This is a genomic window from Curtobacterium sp. MCLR17_051 (assembly GCF_003234395.1).
GTDB classification, from domain to species: Bacteria; Actinomycetota; Actinomycetes; order Actinomycetales; family Microbacteriaceae; genus Curtobacterium; species Curtobacterium flaccumfaciens.
In genome coordinates, this window is the sequence record NZ_QKTA01000001.1 from 575,330 (window position 1) to 586,946 (window position 11,617).

The 11,617-nt window shown below is 73.3% G+C and carries 11 protein-coding genes; 9 read left to right on the forward strand and 2 right to left on the reverse strand.

Annotation, left to right across the window (positions count from 1 at the left end; translation table 11 throughout):
* Nucleotides 1–70 precede the first annotated feature (70 nt).
* On the reverse strand, nt 71–976 hold the full coding sequence (locus tag DEJ06_RS02750) for a DMT family transporter (RefSeq protein WP_111038321.1): 906 nt from the start codon (nt 974–976) through the stop codon (nt 71–73).
* A gap of 71 nt (nt 977–1,047) precedes the next feature.
* Between DEJ06_RS02750 and DEJ06_RS02755 the strand changes: the two genes are divergently transcribed.
* The 9 genes from DEJ06_RS02755 to DEJ06_RS02795 all read left to right on the forward strand — a co-directional run bounded on the left by DEJ06_RS02755 (nt 1,048) and on the right by DEJ06_RS02795 (nt 10,718).
* Nucleotides 1,048–1,896 carry a LysR family transcriptional regulator gene (locus DEJ06_RS02755; protein ID WP_111038322.1) on the forward strand — a complete coding sequence of 283 codons (849 nt, stop codon included), beginning with the start codon at nt 1,048–1,050 and terminating at the stop codon, nt 1,894–1,896.
* Between the two features lie 84 nt (nt 1,897–1,980).
* Entirely contained in the window at nt 1,981–3,195 is a 1,215-nt protein-coding gene (locus DEJ06_RS02760; RefSeq protein WP_111038323.1) for a sensor histidine kinase, read from the forward strand.
* Nucleotides 3,183–3,917, forward strand: coding sequence for a response regulator transcription factor (locus DEJ06_RS02765; RefSeq protein WP_111038324.1), 735 nt, complete (start codon nt 3,183–3,185; stop codon nt 3,915–3,917). Before DEJ06_RS02760 ends, DEJ06_RS02765 begins: the two co-directional genes overlap by 13 nt.
* A gap of 77 nt (nt 3,918–3,994) precedes the next feature.
* Nucleotides 3,995–4,807, forward strand: coding sequence for a fructosamine kinase family protein (locus DEJ06_RS02770; protein WP_111038325.1), 813 nt, complete (start codon nt 3,995–3,997; stop codon nt 4,805–4,807).
* A gap of 270 nt (nt 4,808–5,077) precedes the next feature.
* Nucleotides 5,078–7,249 carry a glycosyltransferase family 39 protein gene (locus DEJ06_RS02775; protein ID WP_258372392.1) on the forward strand — a complete coding sequence of 724 codons (2,172 nt, stop codon included), beginning with the start codon at nt 5,078–5,080 and terminating at the stop codon, nt 7,247–7,249.
* Nucleotides 7,250–7,284: 35 nt separating this feature from the next.
* Nucleotides 7,285–8,007, forward strand: a complete 723-nt coding sequence (locus tag DEJ06_RS02780; RefSeq protein ID WP_111038326.1) for a response regulator transcription factor — start codon at nt 7,285–7,287, stop codon at nt 8,005–8,007.
* Entirely contained in the window at nt 8,004–9,617 is a 1,614-nt protein-coding gene (locus DEJ06_RS02785; protein ID WP_146245781.1) for a cell wall metabolism sensor histidine kinase WalK, read from the forward strand. Before DEJ06_RS02780 ends, DEJ06_RS02785 begins: the two co-directional genes overlap by 4 nt.
* A gap of 100 nt (nt 9,618–9,717) precedes the next feature.
* A complete protein-coding gene (locus DEJ06_RS02790; RefSeq protein ID WP_027466025.1) occupies nt 9,718–9,987 on the forward strand; it encodes a hypothetical protein in 270 nt (89 codons plus the stop codon).
* A 224-nt stretch (nt 9,988–10,211) separates the two neighbouring features.
* Entirely contained in the window at nt 10,212–10,718 is a 507-nt protein-coding gene (locus DEJ06_RS02795; protein WP_245165815.1) for a hypothetical protein, read from the forward strand.
* 39 nt (nt 10,719–10,757) lie between these two features.
* On the opposite strand, the gene DEJ06_RS02800 is transcribed toward DEJ06_RS02795, so the two are convergent.
* Nucleotides 10,758–11,576: a helix-turn-helix transcriptional regulator gene (locus tag DEJ06_RS02800; protein ID WP_111038328.1), complete on the reverse strand. Its 819-nt coding sequence runs from the start codon at nt 11,574–11,576 to the stop codon at nt 10,758–10,760.
* Between the last annotated feature and the right edge of the window lie 41 nt (nt 11,577–11,617).

Sequence of the window (11,617 nt, forward strand, 5' to 3'; positions counted from 1 at the left end):
CCGGTCTCCGTCTTCGTCGACGACCTCGTCGTCGTCACCGCCGATCCTACGGCTCGACCCGGCGGACCGGTCAGGCGGCGGACGCCGCAGGCTCCCGCCGGCGCACGAGCACCCCGGACGCCAGGGCGATCCCGAGCAGGACGACGAGTCCGCCGACGGGCTCGTTCCACCGCACCCGCTCCCCCAGCACGAGCACACCGAGCGCCACGCCGACCACCGGCGTCAGGTACGTGACGGTGGAGGCGCGACCGGCGCCCCACGCCTGCACGAGCCGGGTGTTCCAGGCGTAGGCCAGCCCCGTGCCGACGCAACCGAGCGCGATCATCGCGGCCACGATCCTCCCGTCCAGCTGCACCGGACCGGTCGCGATGACGGGCGCGACCAGCAGGAGCATCCCGGAGGCCAGCGTCAGCTGGACCGTCGCCAGCGTGACCGGGTCGTACGCGCTCGCCACCGCGACCCGGCGCAGGTAGGCGAGCCCGATGCCGTAGGACGCGGTCATGCCGAGCAGCGCGACCTGTCCCGGCACGCTCGCCAGGACATCCGGGTCGGTCAGCACGTCCCACGGGCCGACCAGTACGAGCACCCCGACGATGCCGAGCACGATCCCGAGCACCTGCCGTCCGCGCAGCCGTTCGGACGGCACGAGCACCGCGAGCGCGGCCAGCGTCATGATCGGCGTCGTCGCGTTGTAGATGCTCGCGAGCCCGGACGGCACCGTCTGCTCCGCCCACGCCATCAGCGACGACGGCACCGCGTTGAGGAAGACCGCGACGACCGCCAGGTGCGCCCAGGTCCGCGGCTCCCGGGGCCACCGGCGACGGGTCGCCAGGAGCACCACGACCAGCGTGACCCCACCGAGCACGGTCCGCACGGTGGCGACCTGCTGCGGGGCGAGACCGTCGAGTCCGATCTTCGCGAAGAGGAAGCTCGATCCCCAGGTCAGTGCGACGAGGGCGTAGAGGAGGGCGTTCACGTGGCCTAGTGTCGGACCACCGGGTGACATGCGGCAAACGCATGTCGCTCATGCCGACATGAGGAGGACGCATGACCGTCTCGGTCCAGCAACTGCGCGCGTTCGTCGCCACGCTCGACACCGGGTCCTTCACCGCAGCGGCCGCAGCGCTGGGCGTCGGGCAGTCCGCGGTGTCCCACGCCGTCGCCGGGCTCGAACGCGAGGTCGGCGGCCCCGTGGTGCGCCGCGGCACGGTCGCCGCCGCCACACCGCTGGGCGACCGCCTGCTGGCCCACGCCCGCAGCGTGCTCGCCTCGGTCGAAGCCCTGGAGGCGGTGGTCCGGCCCGCCACGGCGCGCGGCACCGTGCGCCTCGCCGCCGTCCCCACCGTCTGCCAGGGCCTGCTGCCGCGGCTCCGCGAGCTGTGGGCGGTGACCCTGCCGGACGTCGACGTGCAGGTCTACGAGGGGGACGACGACGAGATGCCGGAGTGGCTCGAGGCCGGCACCGTCGACGCCGCCGTGCTCGTCGACCCGTCGCCGGTGCCCGACGGCGGCGTGGTCGTGGCGCGGGACGAGATGGCCGCCGTGATCCGCCGCGACCATCCCCTCGCCGAGCTGCCCGCGCTCACCCTCGACGACCTGCACGAGGACGGTCTGGTGGCGGGCGGCGGTGGCTGCGAGTACCAGATCCAGAAGCTCCACGAGCTCGACGGCCGCCCGTTCCGGTACGCCCACCGGGTGCGGGAGATGAGCACGATGTTCGGGATGATCCAGCGGGGCGAGGGCGTGTCGATCGTGCCGACCCTGGGCCGCGGGATGCTGCCGCCCGACCTCGTGATGATCCCGATGGCCCGGCGGCTCGAACGGACCCTGGTGCTGAGCGGGCCGTCGTCCCGTGCGTGGCACCCGTTGGCGCGGGCCCTGGTCGACGCGGTCTGAGACGGACGCCCCCTGGTCAGGCTGCTCCGGCAGCTCCGACCTTCGGCGGATCCGCTCGTCCCGACGGCTCCCTAGGCTCGGGGCATGACCTCGACCACGCTCCCCGCCGTGCCGCTCGGGCAGCGTGTGTGGTCCCAGACCTGGCGTGTCGCCGTCGCGGCCCTGACCGGGCTGCTCACCGCGGGGCTCGTGTGGCCGACGATGGACACCCGTGGGTGGAGCGACCTGCACGTCGGCGCACTGATCCTCGGCGACGTGGGTGCCGGTCTGGCCGCCCTCGTCCTCCTGCCGTTCCGGCACCGGGCACCGTTGCTGATCACGGTCGTCATCGCTGCCCTCAGCTCGGTGTCGACGTTGGCGGTCGGAGCGGCCGCAATCGCCACGGTGTCGCTCGCCACCCGGCGCCGGGCTGTCGAGCTCGCCGTCGCCGGTGCGGTGCTGCTCGGTGCCACGGTGCTCTACGACGTCGTCCTGGCGCCCCCGGCCGACGACATGCCGCTCTGGCAAATCTTGATCGCGGGCGTCGTCGGCATCGCCCTGCTCGTGGTCATCGGCATCGCGATCGGGCAGCGCCGGGCGCTCCTGCTGTCGCTGCGTGAGCGGGCCGCCCTGCTCGAACGCGACCAGCAGCTGCGCGAGGACCGTGCCCGCGAGCAGGAGCGCGCCCACATCGCCCGCGAGATGCACGACGTCCTGGGCCACCGGCTGTCCCTGGTCGCGCTGCACGCCGGCGCGCTCGAGTACCGCGGCCCGGGGCTCACCCCCGACGAGACCGCCGCGGCGGCCGGGGTCGTACGGGCCGAGGCGCACTCCGCGCTGACCGACCTGCGCGACGTCCTCGGGGTGTTGCGCGACCCCGCGGCGACCGGCGGCGACGAGGTGACCGGCACCGCGCCTCCGCAGCCGACGCTCGTCGACCTGCCTGACCTGCTCGACCAGGCGCGTTCCGGCGGTGCGACCGTCCGGGCGCGCGTCGACACCGACGGCGCAGCAGTGCCGACGGCAGTCGGCCGGCACGCCTACCGGATCGTGCAGGAATCGCTGACGAACGCCCGTCGGCACGCCCCCGGACAACCCGTCGACGTGGTGGTCGAGACCGTCCCCGGTCCCGGGGTCCGGGTGGTGGTGTCGAACACGCTGACCGACGGACCTGCGCACGCGGACGCGTCCGGGAAGACCGCCGGGCACGGCCTGCGCGGGCTCGCCGAACGCGCCCGGCTCGTCGGCGGGAGCTTCCGCGCCGGCAGCGACGACGGACGCGTGCACGTGGTCGAGGCGGTGCTGCCGTGGACTCCGTGACCGCTCCCGTCCGCGTCGTCCTGGTCGACGACGACCAGCTCGTGCGCGTCGGGCTCCGCATGCTGCTCAGCGGCGACGACGGCCTGGTGGTGGTGGGCGAAGCGGGCGACGGGCTCGAGGCCGAAGGCGTCATCGCGTCGACCGCGCCCGACGTCGTGCTCATGGACATCCGGATGCCCCGGTGCGACGGGCTCGTCGCCACCGAACGCGAACTGCGCCGCCGACCCGACCTGGCCGTCCTGGTGCTGACGACCTTCGAGGGGGACGACCTCGTGCTCGGAGCACTGCAGGCCGGCGCCCGTGGGTTCCTGCTCAAGGACACCCCGCCGCACGAACTCGTGCAGGCCGTGCGGACCGTGGCGGCCGGGCGCTCGATCCTGTCCCCGTCCGTGCTCGACCGGGTCATCGCGTTCGCGGCCGGATCCCGCTCGGGCCAGGCGGCCGGTGGTCCGGGCGGCGCACCGGCAGGGCCACCGGTCGATGCCGCTGCGGACGACACCGAGGCCCGCCGGCTGCTCGCCCTGCTGACCGAGCGGGAGCGGGAGGTCGCACTCGCCGTGGCGAACGGGGCGTCCAACGCGCAGATCGCCGCCGACCTGTACGTGGGCCTGGCCACCGTGAAGACGCACGTCGGGCACGTGTACGAGAAGTTCGGCGTCGAGAACCGGGTGCAGCTGGCACTCGTGGTGCACGCGGCCCGGCGGGGAGAACCGACCGGGTGACCGGGTGACCGGGTCGCCGGGTCGCCGGGTGATCGTCGGCTGAACGGTCGACGGTGCCCCATCGGCAGGATGGACCGATGGCCGAGACGCACGTGAAGACGTTCACCACCGCGGACGAAGCGGCAGCCGAAGCCGCCGGACTCGCCTGGCTCGCCGAGGCCGAGGACACCGGCGGCACCCGCATCGCCCGCGTGCTCGGGCGCCCGACCCCGACCGTGCTCGACCTCGAGCTGATCTCCGACGGCTCCCCCACCGCCGCCCAGGCGGAGCGGTTCGGCCGCTCCCTCGCGCACACGCACGCCGCCGGCGCCGACCACTGGGGTGCACCGCCCGCCGGCTGGACCCGCGGTGCGGCGCTGCGGATGGGCCGCTCGCGCACGCCGTTCGTCGCGGCCGATCGGGCACCGGCGACCTGGGGTGAGTTCTTCGCCGAGTACCGCATCCGCGACTTCGTCCGCCGCATCGTCGACGCCGGCGGGTTCGACCACGCCGAGGCCGCCGTGTTCGAGCGGGTCGCCGCACGCGTGCAGGACGGCACACTCGGGTCGCCGCAGCCCGCGCTCGTCGGGGACCGACCCGCACGCCTGCACGGTGACCTGTGGGCCGGCAACGTCCTCTGGCCGACGGACTCGTCCGAACCGACCGGCGCCGTGCTCATCGACCCGATCGCCCACGGCGGGCACGCGGAGACCGACCTGGCACTGCTCGGACTGTTCGGGCTGCCCCGGCTCGAGACGGTGCTCGCCGCCTACGACCGGGAGTCACGGCTGGCCGACGGCTGGCAGGAGCGCGTCGAACTCCACCAGCTCGCGCCGCTGCTGCTGCACGTGTTCCTGTTCGGCGGCTCGTACTCCGGAGCAGCACTCCGGGCAGCGCGGCGGTACGCCTGACCCCTCGCACCGTGCGGCTTCGCTCACCCCGTGCGAGGTTGCCCGCCCCGGTGCCGGCGTCGCACCGTGCGGCCTCGCTCAACCCGTGCGGGGTTGCCCGCCCCGTGCAGCGCTACAACCGCGCACCGAGCAGGCGACGCCGCACGGACCGAACGACAGCGCACCGTGCGCCGCGCCACCGCCCGCCGGCCAACCGCGCACCGTGCGTCCTTAGCCCGCACATAGCCGGCGCAGTGCAGCAGTCGGGGAACGCCCCGGATGCTCATCGACATGACCACGTACCCGATACCCGTGACCGACCGACGCGACCCCGCGCGCAGTGCCGCCCGGGATCGGCCCCGCCCGCCCCTCGCCCGGCTGTTCCTCGGCGAGCGCGAGGACGCCCGCTGGCTCCGGCCGGCGTTCTGGGCGCTCCTGGCCGTGACCGCCGTGGTGTACATGTGGGATCTCAGCGTCTCCGGGTACGCCAACAGCTTCTACGCCGCCGCTGTGCAGGCCGGCACGAAGTCGTGGGAGGCGTTCTTCTTCGGCTCCCTCGACTCATCGAACTTCATCACGGTCGACAAACCACCCGCCTCGCTGTGGGTGATGGTGCTCTCGGCCCGGCTGTTCGGCTTCTCGAGCTTCAGCCTGCTGCTCCCCCAGGCGCTGATGGCCGTCGGCTCCGTCGCCCTGGTCTGGGGCACGGTCCGGCGCACCCTGGCCCGACTCGGTGCCACCACCGCGAACGTCGGCGCGCTGCTCGCGGGCTTCGTCGTGGCAGCGACCCCGGCGGCGGCGCTGATGTTCCGCTTCGACAACCCGGACGCCCTGCTCGTCCTGCTGATGACCGCCGGGGCGTACTGCACGGTGCGGGCGCTGCCGAAGGGCAGCTGGAAGTGGATCGCGCTCGCCGGGGTCGCCCTCGGGTTCGCGTTCCTGACGAAGATGCTGCAGGGCCTGCTCGTCCTGCCCGCCTTCGGCCTCGTCTACCTGTTCGCCGCCCGCACCGGCTGGGGCCGACGGGTGATCGGTCTGCTCGTCGCCGCCGGTTCCCTCGTGGTGGCCGCGGGCTGGTGGGTCGTCGCCGTGTGGCTCTGGCCCGCCGAGTCCCGCCCCTACATCGGCGGCTCGACGAACAACACCGTGCTCGACCTGGTGTTCGGCTACAACGGCCTCGGCCGGATCTTCGGAGGCTCGGGCAACGGCGGCGGAGGCGGCGGCACGACCGGCGGCACCGCCGGCGGCTCGTTCGGCGGCTCGACCGGCCTGAACCGCCTGTTCTCGTCCGAGATGGGGCTCGAGATCTCGTGGCTCCTGCCCGCGGCGCTCATCGCCCTGGTCGTCGGGCTGGTCGTCGTCGGCCGTCGGCACCTGGCCGATCCCGCACGCGCCGGACTGGTCCTCTGGGGTGGCTGGCTCCTGGTCACCGGACTCGTGTTCTCGTACATGTCGGGCACGATCCACCCGTACTACACGGTCGCCCTCGCCCCGGCCATCGCCGGACTCGTCGGTACCGGCGGCGCCCTGCTCTGGCACGCACGAGCCCGCTTCGTCGGCCGCCTCGGCCTCGCTGCGATGATCGGTGTCACCGCGTTCTGGGGCTGGTGCCTGCTCAACGAGAACCCGACCTGGCTGCCGTGGCTGCGCTGGGTGATGCTCGCCGGCGGGCTGCTGTCCGCGGCACTGATCGTCATCGGCAGCGTGCCGTCGCTGCGCCGGCTCGTCACGGTCGGCGTCCTCGCCGGCACCCTGTTCGGCCTGTCCGGCACCACCGCCTACGCCCTCGCCACGACGACCGTCGCGCACTCCGGTTCGATCCCGAGCGTCGGTCCGGCGGGCAGCAGCTCCGGTGGGATGGGCGGCGGTACCGGTGGCTTCCCGGGAGGCACGGGCGGACCGGGTGGGTCGACCTCCGGCTCCGACGACGGCGGCTCCGACAGCACGTCCGACTCCCAGCAGGGTCCCGGCGGGACCCCGCCGGAAGGCGCGTCCGGCGAGGCGCCGGAGATGCCGGACGGCACGTCCGGTACGGCGCCGGGCAGTGGGCAGGACGGCACGGACGACGCGACCTCCGAGGGCGGGTCGGGGACGAGCCTCCAGGCCGGGGGTGGTGGCGAAGGTGCGTCGACCTCGTCCGCCCTGCAGGAGCTGCTCGAGGCATCCGACGCGAAGTGGGCGGCCGCGGTCAACGGATCGCAGTCGGCCGCGCAGCTCGAACTCGACACCGACACCGCCGTGATGGCGATCGGCGGCTGGTCGAGCGACCCGGCACCGACGCTCGCGCAGTTCAAGGCCTACGTCGCCGACGGCGACATCGGGTACTACGTGTCGTCCGGCTCCGGCGGCGGCATGGGCGGCGGCTCGTCGACCGCGTCGGCGATCCAGGAGTGGGTCGCAGCGAACTACGAGTCGACGACCGTCGGCGGCCAGACCGTCTACGACCTGAGCAGCACGGAGTGACCGGCGACGAGGGCGCGGTGGATAGGCTCCGGGACATGCCCGGCACCCCGCTGCAGCGCACCGACGGCTCCCCCGTCCGCGCCCTCGTCGTCGACGACGAGCACGCCCTGGCCGAGGCCGTCGCCCTGGCGTTCGCGGGCGACGGATGGGCCGTGCGGTCGGTGCACCGCGGGCGCGACGTGCTGTTCGCGGCCCGGGAGTTCCAGCCCGACGTGATCGTGCTCGACGTGATGCTGCCGGACATCGACGGGTTCGAGGTGCTCGAACGGCTCCGCGACGCCCGCGACGGCGTCCGGGTGCTGTTCCTCACCGCACGCGACGCCCCCGAGGACCGGCTCGCCGGGCTGACCGGCGGCGGCGACGACTACCTGACCAAGCCCTTCGGCATCGAGGAGCTGCTCGTCCGTTCCCGGATCCTGGCGCGTACCTCGGCCCGGGTCGCCGCGGCCGGGGCGAGCGCCGAGGTCGTGGTCGGGGACCTCCGGCTCGACGAGGACGCCCGCTCGGTCAGCCGTGCCGGGGACCCGATCGAGCTCACGCCGACCGAGTACGAGCTACTGCGGCACCTGGCCCGGAACGCCAGGCGGGTGCTGTCCCGCGAGCAGCTGCTGGCGAGCGTCTGGGGCATGGACTTCGGCACGTCGTCGAACCTGGTGGACATGTACGTGTCGTACCTGCGGAAGAAGCTCGACGCCGGACGTGAGCCGATGCTGCAGACCGTCCGTGGGGCGGGGTACGTGCTCCGGCCGGCGACGTGAGCCGCCCCGGGCGCACCGGGCGTGTGCCGTCGTTGCGCTGGCGGATCGTGGCGGCGATGGCCCTGCTGCTCGTGGCGACGAACGTCGTCGTGGGGGCGGTGACCGTCGTCGCGTTCCGGGGGTACCTGGTCGACCGGCTCGACGCGGAGCTGTCGACGGCGGCGATGCGGACCGTCGGCGGACGGGACGGGGCGGAACCGCCGCCGGGGGCTTCCGGGCCGCCGCCGGGGTCGTCGTCGTCGTCCTCGTCCTCGTCCTCGTCGTCCTCGTCCTCGTCCTCGTCCTCGTCGGACGATCTGCCGGATCCCGACAACGCCTTCATCGGTGCGCCGGGGCAGTCTGCGGGCACGGTCATCGCCATCGTCCGCGACGGCGACGTGGTGCTCGGTGGCTACACCGACGGGGACGGTGACCAGCGCCGCCTGACCGCGGCGCAGCAGCGGACGCTCGCAGCGGTCCAGACCGGCGACGACCCCGTGACGGTCGAACTCGGCGCACTCGGCGACTACCGGGTGCAGGCGGTCAGCGACGACGGCGACGTGTTCGTCACCGCGCTCCCCCTCGGCGACCTCGACGCCGCGATCGCTCGACTGCTGCTCGTCATCGGGGTCGTCACGGTGCTCGGACTCGCCGTCGCCGCGTGGGCCCTCACCGTGCTCGTCAGTCGATCGCTCCGTCCACTCGAACGCGTCGCCGCGGTGGCGTCCGGCGTGACCGCACTCGACCTGGAACGCGGCGACCCGGACATCCCCGTGCGCGTCTCCGACGCCGACCTGCGCGCCAACCGCGAGGTCGAGCAGGTCGGCGGTGCGCTGAACCGGCTGCTCGGTCACGTCGCCCGGGCGCTCACCGTCCGTCGTGACGCCGAGGCCGGCATGCGGACGTTCGTCGCCGATGCCTCGCACGAGCTGCGGACCCCGATCGCCACCGTCCGGGCGTACGCCGAGCTGTCGGAGCGGACCTCCGACCTGGACGCCGTGCACCGCAACGTCGACCGGATCGGACGCGAGGCCGTCCGGATGGGCGACCTCGTCGACGAGCTGCTGCTGCTCGCACGGCTCGACGCCTCGGCCCTGGCGTCGGGGGCGGCGGCGGCGCAGGTCGTCCGCGAGCCGGTCGACCTGACGTCGCTCGTCGTCGACGCCACGATGGACGCCCGCGCGACGGCGCCGGACCACCGGTGGACGCTGCAGATCGTGGACGACCAGCCGGTGCTCGTGGCCGGTGACGAGGTGCAGCTCCGACGGGTGGTCACGAACCTGTTGACCAACGCCCGGACGCACACGCCGCCGGGGACTGCCGTCGTGGTGTCGTTGCAGTCGGTGCCCGGGTCGGGGTCGGCGTCTGCGTCTGCGTCTGCGTCGGACGGTGCCGTCGTCCGCTTCGTCGTCGCGAACGACGGGCCGCCGATCCACGCCGAGTCACTGCCGACCCTGTTCGACCGGTTCACCCGGGGTGAGGCCTCGCGCTCACGGGAGCACGGCACGAGCGGTCTCGGGCTGGCGATCGTGCGGGCCGTCGTCATGGCGCACGGCGGCAGCGTGCGGGTCGCGTCCGAGCCCGGGCGGACCGCGTTCACCGTGGACCTGCCGCCCTCGGGCGCTTCGTGAGCAGAAGACGTCGGGTGCCGCGACCGCACTCGACATCTCTTGCTCACCGAGTGCCGTCCCGGTCGCATACTGGTCGGAGAACGCCGGACGAGGAGGCACCGTGACGAACGCGTACGACAAACTCCCGGGCCGCCCGGACCCCACCGACCTGGTGGTCGAGGTCCCGGCGTTCGAGGACGACCGCCCCCAGCCCGAGCCCGCACCGCCCGCCGCGGCGCCGGAGCTCGTGGCCGCGACCGAGTTCGCGCGCTCCTCGCACGCACCGCCCACGATCCGCCGGACGCAGATGCGGGCGGGCGCCTGGATCGCGGGCGTCCCGATCGCGGCGCTCGTGGTCGTCGCGATCGTGCAGATCCTGCTGCCCCGCTGACCGAGAGCGTCACTGGCCGGGGCGCTCGGACGCGTTCTCACGCGCTCAGCGACACCTCACGCACAGACGACGGCGTGAGGTGTCGCTGAGCACGAAACCCGAGCGTCGTCCGGATCGTCAGACGATCGACCAACGTCGAGACTCAACGCGTGCATCCGCGTCGGAGCGCACGCAGGCTGGGTCCTGTCCGAGCAAGACGACCCGAACGGGTCACCACTGCAGAGATGGGAAACACGATCATGAACTCGTTCAAGCGCAAGTCCGTGAAGCTCCTCGCCGGCACCGCCCTCGGCGGCGCCGTCATCGCCGGGGCGTTCGTCGCAGCCCCCGCGCAGGCCGCCGAGCCGGCGCCGCCCAGCACCTCGTCGTCCGTCGGCGGCAGCGTCAACGTCAACCTCGACCCGGTCGCGATCGTCAACGCGATCAAGGACGCGGTCAACGACCAGAGCGACCGCGGCGGTGCCGTGCAGGCGGCGCTCGACGTCGGCTACTGGAACGCCGGCAACCCCGACCGCCTCACCGTCGCGGTGGTCAACAAGAACCAGGACATCACCGTCGAGGGCGACGTCGCGGACGCCCAGTCGATCGACATCAAGGGTGGCAACTACGTCATCTACTGGTTCAAGGGCCCCGGCAAGGTCACCAACAACGGTGACGGCGGCTGGCTGAACTGGGGTGTGTTCGGCAACATCGAGCGCATCGACAACGTCATCCACGTCAACGGCGGCTGACTCCTCCGTTCGTCGGCGACGCCCCCTGGGACCTCGGTCTCAGGGGGCGTCGCCATTCGACCGCGCCGCTTCGATCGCCGACGGCCGGTTGCGTGCAGCCAGCATGAAGTCCCGCCGAGACCGGATCCAGCCCCGGACGAAGGCGACCGACACCAGCGCCGTCCGGTTCGGCGCGTTCCAGGACTTCATCAGCCGGCCGAGGTGCCAGGCGACGGCCTGTCGGCTGTAGGCGGTCTCCTTGGCGATGGCGTCGTTCGACAGCCCACGGGCGGCGAGCGCCAGCATCCGTTCCTCGGTCTCGTCCAGGCCGGGCGCCGATGCCACCAGGTCGATGTCGTCGGTGCCGAGTGCTGTCGTCGGGTCCGCTGACGCCCCTCCGCGGTGCTGCGCCCAGGCCTCCGCCCAGCACGAGCCGAGTTCGTGCGCCACGAGTGATGCCCGGCTCATCGCGAGCATCGTCCGGCCGGCGTGGTCGATCGTCGTCGCGTGCTCGCGGGTGGCCGTGTGCATGACGAGGGCGAAGACACGGATCGCGGGCAGGGCGCCGCGGAGCACGACCGAGACGTCGACCTGCGGGTCGTCGGCGCTGGCGGCTGCGACCTCGCGGAGCCGCACCAGGCACTCCGGGTCGAGCGGCTCCCCACGCTCGACCGCGCGCAGTGCCGCGGGGAGCACGAGCGGGACGATCTGCTCGTACCGACGCCGGAGCCAGTCGTGCCCGTCGGATCGGATGCCGTGCAACGGTGGCGCGAGCAGCAGCTCCGTGAACTCCGGGCACCGCTCGTCGAGCGCCAGCCCCAGCCGCTCCCCGGGGAGCAGCACGGCCGTCCGTCGTGCGTCGTCGCGCTCGGTCGTCATCGTGCGTCGAACGTATCCGGACAACAGGTGTCGTGTCCGCT

Coding starts and splice junctions, on each gene's coding strand:
- DEJ06_RS02795 (WP_245165815.1), top strand. CDS start 10,212: ATGGGAAACACGATCATGAACTCGTTCAAGCGCAAGTCCGTGAAGCTC.
- DEJ06_RS02775 (WP_258372392.1), top strand. CDS start 5,078: ATGACCACGTACCCGATACCCGTGACCGACCGACGCGACCCCGCGCGC.
- DEJ06_RS02800 (WP_111038328.1), bottom strand. CDS start 11,576: ATGACGACCGAGCGCGACGACGCACGACGGACGGCCGTGCTGCTCCCC.
- DEJ06_RS02770 (WP_111038325.1), top strand. CDS start 3,995: ATGGCCGAGACGCACGTGAAGACGTTCACCACCGCGGACGAAGCGGCA.
- DEJ06_RS02780 (WP_111038326.1), top strand. CDS start 7,285: ATGCCCGGCACCCCGCTGCAGCGCACCGACGGCTCCCCCGTCCGCGCC.
- DEJ06_RS02760 (WP_111038323.1), top strand. CDS start 1,981: ATGACCTCGACCACGCTCCCCGCCGTGCCGCTCGGGCAGCGTGTGTGG.
- DEJ06_RS02755 (WP_111038322.1), top strand. CDS start 1,048: ATGACCGTCTCGGTCCAGCAACTGCGCGCGTTCGTCGCCACGCTCGAC.